Annotated in this window: 17 protein-coding genes; 15 read left to right on the top strand and 2 right to left on the bottom strand. The window is 61.7% G+C overall.

What is annotated here, in order from left to right; translation table 11 throughout:
• The first annotated feature begins 19 nt into the window (after positions 1–19).
• Together BT173_RS17710 and BT173_RS17705 are read left to right on the top strand one after the other, a co-directional pair.
• On the top strand, positions 20–931 hold the full coding sequence (locus BT173_RS17710; RefSeq protein ID WP_072430009.1) for a polysaccharide deacetylase family protein: 912 nt from the start codon (positions 20–22) through the stop codon (positions 929–931).
• A 58-nt stretch (positions 932–989) separates the two neighbouring features.
• On the top strand, positions 990–1,448 hold the full coding sequence (locus BT173_RS17705) for a hypothetical protein (protein WP_072430008.1): 459 nt from the start codon (positions 990–992) through the stop codon (positions 1,446–1,448).
• A gap of 84 nt (positions 1,449–1,532) precedes the next feature.
• Here the strand turns inward: BT173_RS17705 and apaG are convergent, their stop codons facing one another.
• Positions 1,533–1,916 carry a Co2+/Mg2+ efflux facilitator ApaG/CorD gene (gene apaG, locus BT173_RS17700; RefSeq protein WP_072430007.1) on the bottom strand — a complete coding sequence of 128 codons (384 nt, stop codon included), beginning with the start codon at positions 1,914–1,916 and terminating at the stop codon, positions 1,533–1,535.
• Between the two features lie 205 nt (positions 1,917–2,121).
• Here apaG and rpe point away from each other — a divergent pair, with 205 nt between their 5' ends.
• The 4 genes from rpe to trpE all read left to right on the top strand — a co-directional run bounded on the left by rpe (position 2,122) and on the right by trpE (position 5,823).
• A complete protein-coding gene (gene rpe / locus BT173_RS17695; protein WP_072430006.1) occupies positions 2,122–2,805 on the top strand; it encodes a ribulose-phosphate 3-epimerase in 684 nt (227 codons plus the stop codon).
• 3 nt (positions 2,806–2,808) lie between these two features.
• On the top strand, positions 2,809–3,561 hold the full coding sequence (locus tag BT173_RS17690) for an SDR family NAD(P)-dependent oxidoreductase (RefSeq protein ID WP_072430005.1): 753 nt from the start codon (positions 2,809–2,811) through the stop codon (positions 3,559–3,561).
• Between the two features lie 6 nt (positions 3,562–3,567).
• Positions 3,568–4,239, top strand: coding sequence for a phosphoglycolate phosphatase (locus BT173_RS17685; RefSeq protein WP_072430004.1), 672 nt, complete (start codon positions 3,568–3,570; stop codon positions 4,237–4,239).
• A 120-nt stretch (positions 4,240–4,359) separates the two neighbouring features.
• Positions 4,360–5,823: an anthranilate synthase component I gene (trpE, locus tag BT173_RS17680; RefSeq protein WP_072430003.1), complete on the top strand. Its 1,464-nt coding sequence runs from the start codon at positions 4,360–4,362 to the stop codon at positions 5,821–5,823.
• Positions 5,824–5,860: 37 nt separating this feature from the next.
• Here trpE and BT173_RS17675 read toward each other — a convergent pair whose 3' ends face one another.
• Positions 5,861–6,553 carry an META domain-containing protein gene (locus BT173_RS17675; protein WP_072430002.1) on the bottom strand — a complete coding sequence of 231 codons (693 nt, stop codon included), beginning with the start codon at positions 6,551–6,553 and terminating at the stop codon, positions 5,861–5,863.
• A gap of 88 nt (positions 6,554–6,641) precedes the next feature.
• On the opposite strand from BT173_RS17675, the gene BT173_RS17670 reads away from it, so the two are divergent.
• The 9 genes from BT173_RS17670 to BT173_RS17630 all read left to right on the top strand — a co-directional run bounded on the left by BT173_RS17670 (position 6,642) and on the right by BT173_RS17630 (position 18,703).
• Entirely contained in the window at positions 6,642–7,211 is a 570-nt protein-coding gene (locus BT173_RS17670; protein WP_072430001.1) for an aminodeoxychorismate/anthranilate synthase component II, read from the top strand.
• Between the two features lie 206 nt (positions 7,212–7,417).
• Positions 7,418–8,908: an Ig-like domain-containing protein gene (locus tag BT173_RS17665; protein WP_072430000.1), complete on the top strand. Its 1,491-nt coding sequence runs from the start codon at positions 7,418–7,420 to the stop codon at positions 8,906–8,908.
• A gap of 47 nt (positions 8,909–8,955) precedes the next feature.
• Positions 8,956–10,254, top strand: coding sequence for an NAD(P)/FAD-dependent oxidoreductase (locus BT173_RS17660; protein ID WP_072429999.1), 1,299 nt, complete (start codon positions 8,956–8,958; stop codon positions 10,252–10,254).
• Between the two features lie 404 nt (positions 10,255–10,658).
• Positions 10,659–12,338 (top strand): 2-isopropylmalate synthase, encoded by a 1,680-nt coding sequence (gene leuA, locus BT173_RS17655; protein ID WP_072429998.1) that lies wholly within the window; start codon positions 10,659–10,661, stop codon positions 12,336–12,338.
• A gap of 173 nt (positions 12,339–12,511) precedes the next feature.
• Complete coding sequence (trpD, locus tag BT173_RS17650; RefSeq protein ID WP_072429997.1) at positions 12,512–13,540, top strand: anthranilate phosphoribosyltransferase; 1,029 nt, start codon at positions 12,512–12,514, stop codon at positions 13,538–13,540.
• Between the two features lie 3 nt (positions 13,541–13,543).
• Positions 13,544–14,335: an indole-3-glycerol phosphate synthase TrpC gene (gene trpC / locus BT173_RS17645; protein WP_072429996.1), complete on the top strand. Its 792-nt coding sequence runs from the start codon at positions 13,544–13,546 to the stop codon at positions 14,333–14,335.
• 206 nt (positions 14,336–14,541) lie between these two features.
• Positions 14,542–15,591: a porin gene (locus tag BT173_RS17640; RefSeq protein WP_072429995.1), complete on the top strand. Its 1,050-nt coding sequence runs from the start codon at positions 14,542–14,544 to the stop codon at positions 15,589–15,591.
• Positions 15,592–15,811: 220 nt separating this feature from the next.
• The gene (locus tag BT173_RS17635) at positions 15,812–16,861 is read left to right on the top strand and encodes a porin (RefSeq protein WP_072429994.1); all 1,050 of its coding nucleotides are present in this window, start codon (positions 15,812–15,814) and stop codon (positions 16,859–16,861) included.
• A 201-nt stretch (positions 16,862–17,062) separates the two neighbouring features.
• Positions 17,063–18,703: a porin gene (locus tag BT173_RS17630; protein ID WP_072429993.1), complete on the top strand. Its 1,641-nt coding sequence runs from the start codon at positions 17,063–17,065 to the stop codon at positions 18,701–18,703.
• Positions 18,704–18,723: the final 20 nt, after the last annotated feature.

Below are 18,723 nucleotides of genomic sequence, written 5' to 3'. Positions count from 1 at the left end.
TTCCTTGGGGAGATCATTCATGTTGCTTGCCTTGCGGGTCGAGGTGGACAGCCTTGCCGCAGCCCACCATGCGCTGCCTAGCCTGCTTACCGCCCTTCAGACCACGGGCGCCGAGGCGAGCTTCTTCATCAACCTCGGCCCGGACCGCGCGGCACGCAGCGGTGGTCCGCTGTTCCAGGTGGGTGAGAGCAAGCTGCAGCGCCAACTGAATCGCAAGCAGGCCGGCCCCAAGGGCATGGCACGCCTGTATGGCCTGCTAATGCCGGCGCCGCAGCTGCACAAAGAGGCCAAGCAGGCATTGCAATCGATTGCAGCAGCCGGCTTCGAGACCGGCCTGTTGGCCTGGGATAGGGTGAGCTGGGTGCGCGAGATCGCCGGCGCCAGCGAGGCCTGGGTGGAGGAGGAACTGAAGGCCGGCCTGTTCGCCTTCGAGCAGCTGTTTGGCGAGCGCGCTAAGGGCCTGGCCCTGCCGCAATGGCGCAGCAACCGGGCGGCCTTCCGGCTTGCGCAAAGGCTGGGCTTTGATTATCTGAGCGCTAGCCGTGGCAGCCGCCCGCATCTGGCCGTGGTGGAGGGCGAACCAGTCAATCTGGCGCAACTGCCCACCACCCTGCCAACGCTATCCGAGCTGATTGGCGCCGAGGGGTGCGATGAGCAGGGGGCAGTTGAACACCTGCTCAAGCTCACCCAAAGCGTGCCGCTGACCGGGCATGTGTTCACCATCCAGCTCAGCGCCGATGGCGGCAAACGCTTGCCGCTGCTGGCGCAACTGTTTGCCGCCTGGCAAGCCCAGGGCCACGAGCTGAGCAGTCTAGGCAAGCTGCACCGCTTCCAGCAGCGCGACGCCCTGCCCTGGCATGCCGTGCAACAGCAGGCCTGGCCGGGCTATCAGGGCTTGCTGACGGTGCAGGGCGCGGCTTTCCCAAATTAATTCAGCAGCTTGGCCTGCTAGTTGCTTAATCGGATGCATCACGCACCGGAGAAGCAGCATGAATGCCGCGATCAGCTTTTACCCACCCCTGCAGGCTCTGCTTGGCCTGCCGCTCAGCACCGCACAGCAACGCCTGCCCCACCCCTTGCCACTTGGCCTGCCAGAAGCTTTTCGGGCTCGCCTGGTGGAGCTGGCTGATTGCGAGTCACTGCCGGACAGCGCGTTCGAACGGCTGTACTTCGATCTGATTCTCTGCCCACAGCTGCACGCCTCGATCCGGCGCATGCAGCCCGGTGGCGTGGGTAGCAGCGATCAGCCGGCCAGCGAAGCGATCTTTCTCGACCCGCGCTTCTCCTGGTCGCGCCATCTGGACGACCGCCTAGCCCACCGTTGGCGCGAATGCCTGCTGCGCCAGGGTGATGGTGCTTATCTTGACGAGGCACTGGGCCTGCTGGCGGGATTCCGCCAATTGGCTGAGCAGCTCGATCATCAGGCCAACGCACACGATTGGCACTGAAGCGCCGACGAATCAGGTAACAAAAAGCCCGCTACTTAAGCGGGCTTTTTGCTTCGCTGCGAAATGGGACGGCCCCTACGTAAATCAGTGCAGGACGCGCGGCACCGACAGTACGAACTGAGCGACCTCGGCATCGAAAGGCAGGCCGTTATCGGCCACGAAGTGATAGCTGCCACGCATGGTGCCCACCGGTGAACCGAGCGCCACACCGCTCGTGTACTCGAAAGCCTCACCAGGTTTGAGCGTAGGCTGCTCCCCCACCACCCCCTGGCCACGCACCTCCTGCACCTTGCCATCTGCCTCGGTAATCAGCCAGTGGCGGGTCAGCAACTGGGCCGCTTCGGTGCCGGTATTCACCATGGTGACGTGATAGGCGAACACAAAGCGGGCGGCCGCCTCATCCGACTGCTCGGGCAGGAATCGGCTACTGACACTGACTGAGATTTCGTACTTGCGGGATTCGCCCATGACATTTAAATAATTTGCCGAATTGACGAATTACACGCGAATTCATGTCCAGCCACAAGCCGTGCCCGGCATCGTGGTAATAAATGCGTGATCCGAGATAGCGATTCTCAGCATGGTATTCCGTGCACCAGCTTGCAAGGCATTCGGCAGCACGGGGGCGCAATCCGTTAAAATCCGCCCATCTGCTTCCCACCGAGACCGCATCATGGCGCAACCCACCTTCCGCATCGCCCCTTCCATCCTGTCGGCCAACTTCGCCAAGCTGGGCGAGGAAGTCCAGAACGTGATCGCGGCGGGCGCCGACATCATTCACTTCGATGTGATGGACAATCACTATGTGCCGAACCTGACCATCGGCCCGCTGGTCTGCGAGGCCATCCGCCCCTGTACCGATGCGCTGATCGACGTGCATCTGATGGTCAAACCGGTCGATGCCATCATCCCGATGTTTGCCAAGGCTGGCGCCAATATCATCACCTTCCACCCGGAAGCGAGCGAGCATGTCGACCGTAGCCTGGGCCTAATCAAGGAACACGGCTGCAAGGCTGGCCTGGTGTTCAACCCCGCCACACCGCTGTCCTATCTCGACTATGTGATGGACAAGGTGGACATGATTCTGCTGATGAGCGTAAACCCGGGCTTCGGCGGGCAGAAATTCATCCCTGCCACACTAGACAAGCTGCGCGAAGCGCGCCGCCGCATCGATGCCTACACGGCCAAAACCGGCAAGGAAATCTGGCTGGAGATCGACGGCGGGGTCAAGGTCGACAATATCGCCGAGATCGCCCGCGCCGGCGCCGATACCTTTGTGGCCGGTTCCGCCATCTACAACACGCCCGACTACAAGGCGACCATAGACGCGATGCGCGCCGAGCTAGCCAAGGTTTAAGCCATGCGCTGCTATATCGTCACGGGCGCCGCGCGCGGACTGGGCTTGGGCCTGGCCCGCGCCATTACTGAGCGCGGCGGACAGCTGATCGCGCTCGGGCGCGGTGAGAGCCACGAGCTCGACGCGCTGGGCGCCGACATGCCTGGCTACCGCTTCGTGGCCATCGATCTGGCCCAGGCCGACTTGGTCAGCGAACTGGCCGAGGAAGTCTTCGGTTCCCTAGCCAGCCTGGATTGGGATGGGGTCTATCTGATCAATAACGCTGGCGTGGTCGACCCGATTGCCCCGGCGGGCCGCTATGAAGACGCTGCGCTGCTGCACTGCCTGTCGGTCAATCTGAGCGCGGCCTTGCAGCTCAGCAACGCCTTCCTGCGCCACTTCCAGCACCGACGCGGTGACAGGCGCGTGCTCAATATCAGCTCAGGGGCCGGGCGTAATCCCTATCCAAGCTGGAGCGCCTATTGCGCCAGCAAGGCCGGCCTCGACATGTACAGCCGCTGCGTGGGGCTGGAACAGGCGGCCTTAGCCGACGGCATCCGCATCGCCTCCCTCGCGCCCGGTGTGGTGGATACCGGCATGCAGGCCGATATACGCCGTGCGCACCCGGACGACTTCCCCATGCTGGCGCAGTTCCAGCGCTACAAGGCAGAGGGCGAGCTAAGCGACCCAGATCAATGCGGCCGCGAAATCCTCGATTTGCTGCACAGCGAGCACATCGGCTTCGGCGCCATCCTGAACATTCGCGACTTCCGTTAGGCCGCCATGCCCATCCAAGCCATTGCCCTCGACCTCGACGGTACCTTGCTCGACACGATTGCCGACCTCGCCAGCGCCGCGAATGCGATGCGTGCCGATTTCCAGTTGCCTGAGCTTGCGCAGGCACGCCTGGAGAGTTTTGTCGGCGGCGGCATGGCCCAGCTCGTACACCGTGCGCTGACCGATGATCGCAATGGCCAGGCGCATCCGGAGCTGCATGAAGCCGGTGTGGCCGCCTTCTGCCAGCACTATGAACGCATGCTGGCCGATACCACCCAGCCCTACCCTGGCGTACGCACCGGGTTGGACGCGCTGCAAGCGCTCGGGCTCAAACTAGCCGTGGTCACCAACAAGCCCTATCGCTTCTCGCTGCCGCTGCTCGAACGCACCGGACTCGCCCATTACTTCGATCTGGTACTGGGTGGTGACAGCCTGGCGCAGAAGAAGCCGCATCCGCTGCCGCTGCTGCACACCTGCGCGCAGTTCGGTATTGCACCGGCCACGCTGCTGATGATCGGCGACTCGCACTTTGACCGCGACGCGGCAGTGAATGCCGGCGCCCCCTGCCTGCTGCTTCGCTATGGCTATGAGGACGTGAGTGGACTCGCGTGCAACGGCCATATCGACAGCCTTGTCGAGGCGGTGGAATTCGTGAAGAATGCCGACTCCCTTTCGTAGTTTCGCTACATAGCCTTTTGACCATGACGATTTTTTCCAAGCACTGCGGGCTGACCTGGCGATGGCGCTAATCGCGTCCTCCCGGTTTTTCATTTCACCCCTCTGCCCGGAAAGCTCGCCATGACCGAACTCGAATTCGACGCGCTCGCGCGTCAAGGCTACAACCGCATCCCCGTCGTCCAGGAAGGTCTGGCCGATCTCTACACCCCGCTCTCTGTCTACCTGCGCCTTGCTGATGCGCCGTATTCCTATCTGCTGGAATCGGTGGTCGGTGGAGAACGCTTCGGTCGCTACAGCTTTATCGGCCTGCCTGCGCGCACCGTCCTGACCGTGCGCGGCAAGCGCACCGAGGTCAGCACCAACGGCCAGGTGGTGGAGACCGACGAGGGAGATCCGCTCGCCTTTATCGAAGCCTATTCGGCCCGCTTCAAGGTGCCGCCACGCCAGGACCTGCCGCGCTTTGCTGGCGGCCTAGTCGGCTATTTCGGCTACGACACCATACGGCTGATCGAGAAGAAGCTGGCCCAGTGCGAGAAGCCCGATCCGATCGGCGCACCCGATATCCAGCTGCTGCTGAGCGAAGAAATCGCCATCTTCGATAATCTGAGCGGCAAGCTATATCTGGTGGTGTACGCCGACCCGAGCCAGCCGCATGCCTTTACCCGCGCCCACTCGCGTCTGCACGAGCTACGCATGCAACTACGTGAGCCGGCGCGCCTGCCGCGCACCGAACCGACACCGACCACCACCGCCAAGTCCGAATTCGGCGAAGGTCCGTTCAAGGCAGCGGTCGAGCAGGCTAAGCAGTACATCCTGGATGGCGACATCATGCAGGTGGTGCTCAGCCAGCGCATGAGCATGCGTTTCGAGCAGTCGCCGATCACGCTGTACCGTGCGCTGCGCTCGCTCAATCCCTCGCCGTATATGTTCTATTACCAGCTCGGTGACACCCATATCGTCGGCGCCTCGCCCGAGATTCTGGTGCGCCACGAAGGCGGTGCCGTGACGGTGCGGCCGATTGCCGGCACGCGCCCGCGCGGTAAGACGCGTGAGGAAGACCTGGCGCTGGAAGCTGAGCTCTTGGCCGATCCGAAGGAAATTGCCGAGCATGTGATGCTGATGGACCTGGGCCGCAACGATATCGGCCGGGTCGCCAAGACCGGCTCGGTCAAGGTGACCGACGACCGGGTGGTCGAACGCTATTCGCATGTGATGCACATCGTGTCCAGCGTGGAAGCCGTGCTCAAGCCCGGCATGAGCAATATGGACATCCTGCGCGCCACCTTCCCGGCTGGCACGGTATCGGGCGCGCCCAAGGTACGTGCGATGCAGATCATCGACGAGTTCGAGCCGAGCAAGCGTGGCATCTACTCGGGCGCGGTCGGCTACCTAGGCTTCAATGGTGATATGGATGTGGCGATTGCGCTGCGCACCGCCGTGATCAAGGACAAGACCCTGTATGTACAGGCCGGTGCCGGCATCGTGGCCGATTCGGTGCCCGCCTCGGAATGGCAGGAAACCCAGAACAAGGCACGTGCCGTGCTGCGCGCGGCTGAGCTGGCTCAGAAGGGCCTGGACGCCTGAGCACTGGCCCGGCCGTCATCAAACGGCCGGCTTGCCATCAGGACTTGCCGGGCTGCAGCTTGCAGCCACGCAAAGCCTGTTCGCCCAGGTCCAGCATCGCCTCATCGCCCTTGCCATGAAAACGCACGCCCTGCCCCTCATAGGCCACACCCGATGCCACGGTAACCGCCGCAGCACGGTAATAGCGGCCATCAAACTCCAGCGCCACGTCCTTGCCCGGCAAGTCGACCAGGCCAAACTTCAGCTTGCCCGCGCATTCGTAGCGCCTGCTCTGCAAAGCAAGGAAACGCATGGTGCTAGCCGTGGCCGCAGTCTGACTAAGCAGCAGTTCACCGTCCTTGATCTCGGCCCGCTCGGCGCGGGCCAGTTCGGCGGTAAAACGTCCAGCCTGCCCACCCGGTGCGCAGGCCATGCGAGTCAGCGCCACCGGGCCGGCCTTGAAAGCCTTGCCATCCAGCGTGTACTTGGCGCTGCCACGGTTGCAATCGGCGGTGACGCGGATGAACTGGGCGCTGCTGAAGTCGAGCAGATAGATACCGCTGCGCGGCGCCGGCTGGCGGCCGCTGGCTGTGCTGCTATCCCCCCATACCCAGCGCGTCCCCAGCAGCTTGGGGTCGGCGGAGAACAGATCGCCGAGCACGCTCGATGGCGACGCGGTGCCCGCCGGGCCGGACTGGGAGGCGCAGCCCGCCAGTGTCAGAATGCCCAGCAATAACAGGGAAGCACGCATTATTTCCTCCGCTTGCACGGCCATGCAAAGCCGCAAAAGCCGCAGTATTTCCGCGCCGGCATGAATGCCGGCTGAACTTGGAGCCATCATGCTACTGATGATCGACAACTACGACTCGTTTACCTACAACCTGGTGCAGTACTTCGGCGAGCTGGGCCAGGAGGTGCAGGTGTATCGCAATGACGAGATCACCCTGGATGAAATCGCGGCCAAGCAGCCGCAGTATCTGGTGGTATCGCCTGGCCCCTGCTCACCGAGCGAGGCCGGCATCTCGGTGGCCGCCATCCAGCGCTTCGCCGGGCAGATCCCAATTCTGGGCGTCTGCCTTGGCCATCAGTCCATCGGCCAAGCCTTCGGCGGCAAGATCATCCACGCCAAGCAACTCATGCATGGCAAGACCTCACCGGTCCGCCACCTCAGCGTCGGCACCTTCAAGGACCTGCCCTCGCCCTTTACCGCCACGCGCTACCACTCGCTGGTCATCGAACGCGAGAGCTGCCCGGACTGCCTAGAAATTACCGCTTGGACCGACGATGGCGAGATCATGGGCGTACGCCACAAGACCCTGCCCATCGAAGGCGTGCAATTCCACCCCGAGGCCATCCTGACCGAGCACGGCCACCAGATGCTGGACAACTTCCTCAAGACCTACGCCTGATCACTCGAGCGGGGTTTGCGGTATTTTTTACCCGCCGCAAATCATCTGCACGGCTTGTTCAGTACATTATCAAATCGTAAAATTCTTTTGCTCCAACCACGTCAGTGAATTGGAGCTTTTTTATTTGCCTGCCTCAGCCAAGCGCCTTGGTAGGGGTAGCGCACTTTTTCAGCAAATCTTTAGAGAAATATTCAATGCATTTTCCCATGACGCGCGCCAGCCTCTTGCTGGCTACGATGCTTGCTCTGAGTGCCTGTGGTGGCGGCGGTGAGAGCGGCCAGACGCCGCCCCCTGTCGCGGTAACCCCATTGACCACCGTCAGCGGTATTGCTGCGGCCGGTGCGCCGCTGCAAGGCACCATCATCATCAAAGATGGCTTCAATAATCTGAAGGCCACTGGCATCAAGGCCGACGGTAGCTTTAGTTTTGACGTGAGCCAGATGAAGGCACCGTTCATGCTGCGCGCCCAGGGCGACGCCAATGGCACCAGCTATGTGCTACATGCGGCAGCAACCGATGCGGACGGCAATGGCCACTTCAATGTCACGCCGCTGAGCGAACTGATTGTCGCCCGCGCCGTCGGCCAGTCGCCTGCGCAGTTCTACGCAGCAGCCAACTTCAGCCAGCTGGGCAAGACCCAGCTCGACCAGCAGGAAGCCGCACTGCAGGCGCGTATTCAACCACTGCTGGATGCCGCCAAGGTGCCCAGCTCGGTCGATTTACGTCGCCAGGTATTCGCTGCCGATCTGACCGGGCTCGATGCCGTACTGGAAGCAGTCGAAGTCAGTATCGATGCGGACAACAAGCAGTTCACCCTGCGCAACCGCCTGAATGGCGCCACGCTCAGCGACGGCCTACGAGGCAGCCAGGGCAATAGCACCTTGAAGGCCGATGCGGACAGCAGCGAGGCGCTGGAGGCAGTGGCGGCTTCGGTGAAGCTCGCAAAGCAACACCTGAGCCTGAACGAATTCACGCAAGGCCAGGAAATTCTGGCTCTGCTTCACCCCGACTATCTGAGCTATGGGCATACCAAAGCTGATGAGGCAAAGGACCTAGAGTATTTGGCGTCCTCCACCAGCACAGATTACGACAGGAGCATCAAGCGCACGTTAATCAGCTACCAAATCCAGGGCTTCAAAGATGGCGTGCTAACCCTCGCACTTGACACTGCGCAACGGTCAAGCATGAAGGCATGGAACAACAAGGATCAACGCAGCGTTGACCTTCAATTCAAGCGCGATGCTGCGGGGAAATGGCTACTACAGGGGAATCAGTACCCGGCAGGCTTTACGTCCATTGAACCGGCTAACGCAAGCACTACTGCCTGCTTCGAAAACTGCAAGTACATGGCGATTGAGCTCTATGACTCAGTCAACAATAAGATCAAAGATGGATTTGCATATGCAGTAGTAAAAGGACCTGGCTTACCTGAAGGTGGTGTGAGGGCGACCTACACCCCGAGCAAATTCAGCGATAACAGCGGAAGCTGGGTATTCGATAAAGTGAAAACCAACTCGGCTATGAATCCTGATGGTTCATTCGACCTAAATACACACATGCTGTGGATCAAAACGGACGTTGCCAAGGCCCAGATGGGTAAGTGGCCGGTTTACGCATTGGAAGTCTTCGATAGAACTGGCAAGCTCATCTACATTGAGCGGGAAGTCCCTAGCATCCCCGTAGTGCCACGTACCTAAGCACGGTGGGTCTGCCCGTCTTTAGCCCCCCAGATTGGCAGACCCCTATGCACCCACCCATCAATCCTTCCTGGTATGCAACACGGCAATTAGCCCAAGCTACGCGCCCAAGCTGGCAGCAGGATGCGCAGCGCGATGTAGTGATCATCGGGGGCGGCCTGACCGGTGTGTCGGCGGCGCTCTATCTGGCCGAGCGTGGCGTGAGTGCCACCTTGCTGGAAGCCGAGCGCATCGGTGCGCAGGCCTCGGGACGTAATGGCGGTCAGGCCTTGCAGGGCACGGCCGCCAGCATGGATGTGGTCGAGCGCGCGCTGGGGCTCGATAAGGCACGTGCGATCTGGGGGATGAGTTGCGAGGCACTGAGCCTGCTCAAGCACAATGTGCAGCGCTTTGGTATTGCCTGCGATCTGACCGAGAACGGCTATCTGTATGCGGCCTGCCATGCTGGTCAGCAGGCGATGCTGGCCAACTGGCAGCGCTATATGGCCATGCAATTCGGCTACCAGGCATTCCAACTGCTCGACCGCCCCGCCCTTGCCGCCCACCTCGATAGCCTGGCCTATATGGCCGCGCTGTACGACCCTAACGAGGTGCATCTCGATCCGCTCGCCTATACGCTGGGCCTGGCCCAAGCGGCGGAGGCGGCCGGTGCGCAGCTGTTCGAGCAATCGCCTGTTCTGGGCTGGCAGCGCGAGGGCAACAGCTGGCGGGTGCGCACAGCCCAGGGCAGCGTGCGCTGCCAGCAGCTGCTGATTGCGGTCAATACCGCGGCCGCAACGCTATCGCCCGAGCTGGCACGCTACTTCCTGCCGGTGGATAGCTTTATCGTCGCCACCGAACCACTGGGTGCCGAGCGCGCCACCGCGTTGATGCCGAGCCGGGCCGCGGTGGCGGACAGCAACCGGGTGCTCAATTACTTTCGCCTGAGCAGCGATCACCGCCTGCTGTTTGGCGGGCGCGGCACGGGACTACCGGTGGACCGGGCCGAAAACACGCGCCAGCGCATGCTGAGCGTGTTCCCGCAGCTGGCCGATGTGGCCATTGCCCATGCCTGGGGTGGCCAGGTGGATGTACCACTGAACAAGCTGCCACATTTCGGGCGCCTGGATGAGGGCATCTACTTTGCCCAAGGCTTCTGCGGCCATGGTCTGGCGCTGACTGGCCTGGCCGGCAAGCTGGTGGCGGAAGCCATGAGCGGTCACCCCGAACGCTTCAATCTGTTTGCCGCCCTGCCACATGCGCGCCTGCCCACGCATTGGCCAGGCTTCAGCCGTGCCGCAGTCGGCCTGGGCATGGCTGGCTACCAGCTGCTGGACTGGCTGGAAGCGCGTTACCACGCCGAGTGAAACGTTTGGGCATAAGCTTGGCAAGAAAAAGCGCTTGACCAGACCTTGGGCCAGCCTTTACGGTTGCGGGCATGACCTTCCGTCAGCAAACCCTATCGCTACGACTATCCCTAGCTCGCTCATCGGGCCTGGGTTTGCTGCTGCGCACCTCGCGCACCTGATTTCCTGATCACTCCCAGTCCTGAAGAGCATCGCTACCCGCGAGGGTTGGCCACGTTCTCGCTACGCTATTTCCGCTTCACCAACCACCCAGGAGTTCACACCATGCTTCGCCTACACAGCCTACTGCTACGACTGCGCAACGGTTGCCTGGCCCTGTGTTCGCGACTGCCCGGCAGCCCTCTGTTTCCGCGCAAACAGGACGTCGCATCCACACCGATTACCCGACGAGCACGAGGCTTAGCATGTTGAAGAACCCGAATACCAAGTACCGCCCCTTTCCCGCCTTCCCGGTGGCCGAGCGCAGCTGGCCCAGCAAGACCATCACCCAGGCCCCGATCTGGATGAGCACCGATCTGCGCGATGGCAACCAGGCGCTGTTCGAACCGATGAATGCCGAGCGCAAGCTGCGCATGTTCGAGACCCTGGTGCAGATCGGCGTGAAGGAGATCGAAGTCGCCTTCCCCTCCGCCTCGCAGACCGATTTCGATTTCGTGCGTAAGCTGATCGAGGAAGATCGCATTCCTCAAGATGTGACCATCGAGGTGCTGACCCAGGCACGCGAACACCTGATCCGCCGCACGGTTGAATCGCTGATCGGCGCGCGGCGCGCCATCGTGCATGTGTACAACGCCACTGCCCGCCCCTGGCGCGAGCAGGTGTTCGGTATGAGCCTGGTCGAGGTCAAACAGCTGGCGGTCGAAGCCGTCAGCCTGATCAAGACCCTGACCGAAGCCCACCCGGAAACCGAGTGGATTCTGCAGTACAGCCCGGAAACCTTTAGCCAGACCGAGCCGGAATTCGCGCTCGAGGTGTGCAATGCGGTGATCGCCACCTGGAACCCAACCCCGAGCAAGAAACTGATCATCAACCTGCCCGCCACCGTGGAAGCGGCCACGCCGAATGTGTATGCCGACCAGGTCGAATTCATGCACCGCAAGCTCGACCGGCGCGACTGCGTGGTGCTGAGCGTGCACCCACACAATGACCGCGGCACGGCCGTGGCGGCGGCCGAACTGGGCGTGCTGGCCGGCGCCGACCGCGTGGAAGGCTGCCTGTTCGGCAATGGCGAACGCACCGGCAATGTCGACCTGGTTACGCTGGCGCTCAATCTCTACACCCAGGGCGTCGATCCCGGCCTCGATTTTTCCGACATCAATGCGGTGGCACGCACGGTGGAAGACTGCACCCAGCTGCCCATCCACCCGCGCCACCCCTATGTGGGCGACCTGGTGTTCACCGCCTTCTCCGGCTCGCATCAGGATGCGATCAAGAAGGGGCTCGCGGCTCGTCGTGACGGCGATAGCTGGGATGTGCCCTATCTGCCGATCGACCCAGCCGATGTGGGGCGCAGCTATGAATCGGTGATCCGGGTGAACAGCCAGTCGGGCAAGGGTGGCATCGCCTATTTGCTCGAAGCCCACTACGGCCTGGTCATGCCGCGCCGTCTGCAGGTGGAATTCAGCGGTGTGGTGCAGAAGCACACCGACGCCACCGGCGCCGAGGTCAGTGCCGATGAGCTGTGGCGTCTGTTTGGTCAGGAATACCTGGACGCGCAGCAGCCGATTCGTCTGCATGGCCATCATCTGCGCGAAGACGGCAATGCGCAGGGCATCGAGCTGGTAGTGGAAATCAACGGCCAGTCGCAGCGCCTGCATGGCAGCGGCAATGGTCCGATTGCCGCTGCCGCCGCCGCACTGGGCAACCCGGTCAAGGTGATGTCGTATGAAGAGCGCTCGCTCGGCCATGGCGCCGATGCGCGTGCGGTGGCCTTTGTTGAAGTCAGCGCACCCGGCATCGAGGGCAGCGTGTTCGGCGTTGGCCTGCACAGCAATATCGTGACTGCATCGATTCTGGCGCTGATCAGCGCTACCAACCGCGCCCAGGCCAACACCCCGGCCCGCGCGGATCAGCAAGCGGCATAAGCGCTTCGCAGATAAGCCGCCCGCTGCGCCCTACCCGTGCGCAGTGCGGCGGTTTTTGTCATCTGCCCTGAAGCCCAAACGGCATATGGCGCGCATCAGTCCGTACTTTGTCGGCCGCCCTTACGCGGCTAGAATCGAGCACCTTCCCCGTCCCACCTGTACAGGCCCCACCGATGATTACGCCGCAAGCCGCGCTCAACCGTCTGATCGACGGCAATGAACTGTTCTACGACGAGATGTTGTCGGTCATGCGCCAGATCATGAGCGGGGAGATGAGCCCGGTGCAGACCGCCGCCATCCTGATCGGCCTGCGCGTGAAGGTAGAAACCGTATCCGAGATCGCGGCGGCCGCCACCGTGATGCGTGAGCTGGCCAGCAAGGTCAGCGTACAGGACCGCCGTCACCTGATCGACACCTGCGGCACCGGTGGCGATGGCGCGCACACCTTCAATATCTCCACCACCGCCGCCTTCGTGGCCGCCGCCGCCGGCGCCAAGGTGGCCAAGCATGGCAACCGTGGGGTGTCGTCCAGCAGCGGTTCGGCCGATGTGCTCGAAGCGCTGGGTGTGAACTTGGCGCTGACGCCGGCTCAGGTCGGCCAGTGCATCGATGAGGTCGGCGTGGGCTTTATGTTTGCGCCCAATCACCATGGCGCAATGAAGAATGTCGGCCCGATCCGCAAGGAGCTGGGTGTGCGCACGATTTTCAATATCCTCGGTCCGCTGACCAATCCGGCCGATGCCGACAACCAGCTGATGGGCGTATTCCACCCTGACCTGGTCGGCATCCAGGCGCGTGTGCTGAAGGAGCTGGGCAGCCGCCATGTGCTGATCGTGCATGGCCGCGATGGCCTGGATGAAATCAGCCTGCTCGACACCACCCTGGTGGCCGAACTCAAGGACGGCGAGGTACATGAATATGTGTTCGATCCGCGCGAGCATGGCTTCGCCTTCTGCGAGCCGGCCGCACTCAAAGCCAGCGGCCCGCTGGAATCGAAAGCCAAGGTGGAAGCCGTGCTGGCCAACGAAGCCGGCCCCTGCCGCGATATCGTGGTGCTGAATGCCGGCGCCGCCATCTACGCAGCCGGCATCGCCCCCACCCTGGCTGAAGGCTTCGACGCCGCGCGTGCCGCCCTCGCCAGCGGTGCCGCGCGCCAGAAGCTCGACGCGCTGGTGGCCATGACCCAAACCTTCAAAGCCTGACCCATGTCCGACATCCTCAAGCAGATCCTGGCCACCAAGGCCGAAGAAGTGGCGCAAGCCCAGCAGCGCCAATCGCTGGCCGACGTACGCGCCGCCGCCGAGGCCAAGCGCGACGACCGGCGCGATTTCGTGGCCGCCCTGCGCAACAAGTACGCCGATGGCCATGCTGCGGTGATTGCCGAAATCAAAAAGGCCAGCCCCAGCAAGGGCGTGATCCGGGCTGACTTCCAGCCTGCCGCGATTGCCGCCGACTATGCCGCGCATGGCGCGGCCTGCCTGTCGGTGCTGACTGATGAGAAATACTTCCAGGGCCATGCCGATTACCTGATTGCGGCCCGCGCAGCCTGCGATCTGCCGGTGATCCGCAAGGACTTCATGATCGACGCCTACCAGGTGTACGAGGCTCGTGCGATGGGGGCGGACTGCATACTGCTGATCGTCGGCGCACTGGAAACCGCCCATATGCTGGAGCTGGAAGCGCTAGCGCATGAGCTAGGCATGGCGGTGCTGGTCGAGTCGCACGATGGGCGTGAGCTTGATGAGGCGCTCAAGCTCAAGACGCCGCTGATCGGCATCAATAACCGCAATCTGCGCACCTTCGAGGTCACGCTGCAGACCACGCTCAAGCTGCTCGACCGTATTCCGTCCGAGCGCATCGTGGTCACCGAATCGGGCATTCTGGCGCCGGCCGATGTGGAACTGATGCTGGAGCACGAGGTGTATGCATTTCTGGTCGGCGAGGCCTTTATGCGCCAGCCCTCGCCGGGCAAGGAACTGGCCAAGCTGTTCGGCTGAGCCTGACCGCTTTCGCACACAGGGCGCCCATGGGCGCCCTGTTTCATTTTTAAGACGACCGTTATCCCCAATGTTGCCATGCAACAACAGGCGGACTTTGTAACATCCGCGTCATTCTGGCTCCGTATAAAGCGCTCCGTCGCCCCACGCAATGCAGCGGGCCACGCATCAACGCAGCGACTTACAAACCAACGGAGCTTATCCAAATGCAAAAGCAACTGATCGCCCTCGCCGTCCTCGGCGCCCTGTCCGCCCCGGCTTTCGCCGCCGACAATAGCGTGACCCTGTACGGCCGCCTGGAACTGGGCGTAGAAGCCTTCGATAACGGCGATACCTCGCTGATGAAGGTGGAAGGCTACTCGTCGCGTATCGGCTTCAAGGGCGAAGAAGATCTGGGCGATGGCCTGAAAGCCATCTGGCAGATCGAAACCAAAGTCAGCCCGGATTCTGGCAGCAATGGTACCAAGCCCGAGGATAACTCCCTCACTACCCGTAATAGCTTTGTAGGCTTGAAGGGTGACTTCGGTACTATCCTGCTGGGCCGCCATGACACCCCGTTCAAGCAACTGAACAAGAACATCGATGTGATGTGGGGCAATGCCGAACAAACCGAAGTCATCACCAATGGCAAGGCTTCCGGCATCAATCTGCACACCCGCCAGAACAATGTGCTGCACTACACTTCGCCAAAATTTGCCAATGTCACCATGCGCGCTTCTTACGCACCGGATGAGGACAAGGGTACCTACACCGGCAACGCCGCTGGTTCGGAAAAGAACCGCTTCTCGGTGTCGGGCGAATACGACGATGGCACGTTCAACGTGGGCATCGGCTACGAAAACCAAGCCGATGAAGTAGCAAAGGGCAAGGACCGCACCGGTCTGAAGCTGGTGGGTGGCGCCAAGTTCGGTGACACCACGCTGGGCCTCGGCTACAGCAAGCTGGAAAACGAAGGCGCCAAGGAAGTCGATACCTATGCCCTGGCTGTTACCCACAAGATCGACAAGATCACCCTGAAGGGTAGCTTTGCGTCGGCTGACGAGTCCAAGGGCGGCGCTCAAGATGGCGTGGACATGTATGGCGTGGAAGTGGATTACGCCTTGTCCAAGCGTACTGCCGTCTACGGTCTATACACCGCCATCAAGAACGACGTAAAGGCCAAGGGCGAGTTCGTCAACGGCACCACCAAGGGCGCGCCGTCGGCCGCTGGCAAGGACCCGGCCATTCTGTCGGTTGGCGTGCGCCACAGCTTCTAAGCAAGACGAGTGGCCGGCCAGGCCTTCTCGGCTGGCCTTCTTCACAAACGGGCGCTCAGGTGCCCGTTTTGTTGTGAGTGATGCCGGGAAATCACTGTCGAAATAGCAACAAATACACAGAATATGTAGCAAATACGGGTTTTCCAGATTGCGGGAATGTGACAGTCACCGCCAGACTCCGCTTGCCTGAGTCCCGGACAGGCTCCCGAATGAAATCAATATGGAGAATTACATGCGTACTACTTTGATTGCTGCAGCCGTTCTGGGTGCTCTCTCGGCGACTGCTTTTGCTGACGGTAGCGTTCAGCTGTACGGTCAAGTGAACGTTGTCGGTATCTACAGCGACAACGGTCTGAACAATGGCACCGCCAGCACCAAGAAGCTGTCGATCGACCAGGGCAACACCCCGTCGCGCATCGGCTTCAAGGGTGAAGAAGACCTGGGCGACGGCCTGAAGGCCTGGTTCCAGATCGAAACCCGTGTCAACACCGACGACGCTGCCAACAGCGCCTTCGCCAGCCGCGAAGGCTGGGTAGGCCTGCAAGGCGATTTCGGTAAGGTCGGTCTGGGCCGCGGCAAGACCCCCTACACCAATGTTGCCGATACGTTTGACGGCCTCGTTGATGGCGCCCGCAACCTGGCCATCTACAGCCCGGATAGCGTGATCAGCAATCGTTTCGACAACGCCATCCGCTTTGACAGCGCCTCCTTCTCCGGTCTGACTTTCGCTGCCATGTACGGAACGGGTGAAACCAAGGACGATGCTGCCAAGCTCGACAACAACGACAAAGTATCGTTGGCCGTACGCTACACGGCAGGCCCGTTGTTCCTTGCCGCCGCGTACAACAATGAAACAAACGGCGTCAATCCTGACACCAAGGTCAATCCTGACAAGAAGGCTGAAAATGGCCGCGATAGCACCGGCTACCTGCTGGCCGGTACCTACACGATTGATGCGATCAAGCTCGGTCTTGGTTACCAGCGCGCAGAGAAGGAAGCCGCTGCCGTCAAGTTCAAGCGCGACTCCTTCGTGACCACCGTCAGTTACGCAATGGGCCCGACTACCCTGAAGGGCGGCGCGATCTTCGGTAGCAAGGCCAAGGTTGCCGGCGTGAGCCAGGACAACTCGCAGTTCGTGCGTTACACCATTGGTGCCAAACACGCACTGAGCAAGCGCACCGCTGCGCTGGTCGAGTTCTCGGGCGACGAAACCAAGGGCAACAACGCCGATCCGAAGGCGCTGTCCGTCGGTCTGCTGCACTCGTTCTAATCGCGTCATTCGCGTTTAGATCGCATTGCATGAAACGGGCGTGCTTCGGCACGCCCGTTTTTCATTTTTGGGGTTTAGGCGGGACTACGAAACGGGCGGCGTGGAAAAAAATGACAAGCAGCTTGCCGAGCAACTGCTCGAATTGAGACAATCGTCGGATTTCGTTTAAACACCCTGCAGTTCCCCTCGGAGATTCACCCTATGCAACGCAGCCTGCTTGCCTGCGCCGTCCTGGCCGCCTTTGCCCTGCCCACACTCGCCGATAACGGCGTGGTGGTGTATGGAAAAATGACCTTGGGCGTAGAAGCCGCCTCGGCCACAGGCGCCACCCTGGCCAATCAGAATATCGAACGGCGCATGCGCGTGACCGATGGGGCATCCACCCTGGGCATCCGCGGCAGCGAAGAGATCAGTGATGGTCTGAGCGCCTACTTCCAGATCGAGACCCAGATCAAGCCCGATGACAGCTGTGGTTTCGCCGGCTGTTCGACCACCGGCAAGATGAGCTCGCTGGGCCAGGTGGATGATCGCTACGCCAGCATCACTTCTCCACACACTGGCGCTTCGCGTTTCGCCAACCGCCCAAGCTTCGTCGGCCTGCGTGGCGGCTGGGGTCAGATCCAGTTCGGCCGCATGGATATGTATTACGAGAAGCATGTGCCGAACGAGCTGCACCTGCTGCGCACCGGTCTGAACACCACCGCCCTGGCCGTGCTGGGCAGCAATCAGCTGACCAATGCCGTGGCCGCCAACGATACCGTAGTCGCGCAGAAGACCTTCAATGCGGCGCTCACCCCCATCATCACCAATGCGCTGGGCGTGAACACGCCGGTCAATGCCATCATCACCAAGGCGCTGGCTGATGGCATTGGCGCAGCCTATGCCGAGGGCAAGACCCCGGCGCAGATTCTGGCTGGCGCCGCCGGTGGCGTGACCGCGCTGGTCTCGAACCCGAATATTGCAGCCGTGCTGATGCAAAATGGCCTGACCCCGCAACAAGCAGGTGCCGCCATTGGTGGCGCGCTGCAAGTCGCGGCCAGCCAGGTGTTCGCCCCTGGTACCGCGCTGAACCAGCAGGTGCTGAACCAGGCACGCGCCTACACAGTGCAGAATGGCTTCTACTTCGTCGGCCATCGCTACAACAATGTGATCCAGTACCGCACCCCGTCCATGGGCGGCCTGACTGTGCTGGGCGCCTATCACACCCGCGAGGAAAAGGGCCAGGATGGCGTGGCTTATGTGCTCGACCCCAGCTTGAGCAATGCCGGCGCCACGCGCAAGATCGACCCATGGGGCGCCGAGCTGACCCTGCACTATATGCAGAAGGGCGTGTTCGCCAGCCTGTCGCTCATGCATGACAACGACCCGTATGCGATGGGCGGTGCGCTCGATAGCGCCCAGGGCATTAAGGCTGCCTATGGCATGTACTTCACGCCCAATACCCGCGCTGGCGTGGTGTTCGAGCGCCAGATCAACAAGTACAACGCAGCACTGGGCTTTGACGACAATGTGCGCGATGCCTGGGTGATTTCCGGCAGCCACAAGTTCAGCCCGAAGATCGAAGTGATCGGCACCTATGCCGTGGCGCTGGATGCGGAAATGCACGGGGTGAAGAACCGCGAATCGGGTGCCAAGTACGCACAGCTGACCGGTATCTACACTCTGAGCGCGCGCACCAACCTCTTCCTCACCTATGCCAAGGTGGCCAACGAGGCGGAAGCCGCTTACAACTTCTATGTGAGTGGCGCCGTGCAGCCGAATGGCGATATCCAAAGCGCGCAGTTCAGCCCGCGTGGTGCGAATCCGACCAGCATCCAGCTCGGCATGAACCACAACTTCTGATCGCCTGCAGCCAGCTGCAG

Source organism: Chitinimonas taiwanensis DSM 18899 (assembly GCF_900119825.1).
Classification (GTDB): domain Bacteria; phylum Pseudomonadota; class Gammaproteobacteria; order Burkholderiales; family Chitinimonadaceae; genus Chitinimonas; species Chitinimonas taiwanensis.
The sequence above is the reverse complement of the archived record's forward strand: the minus strand, read 5'-3'. Positions and strand labels throughout refer to the sequence as shown.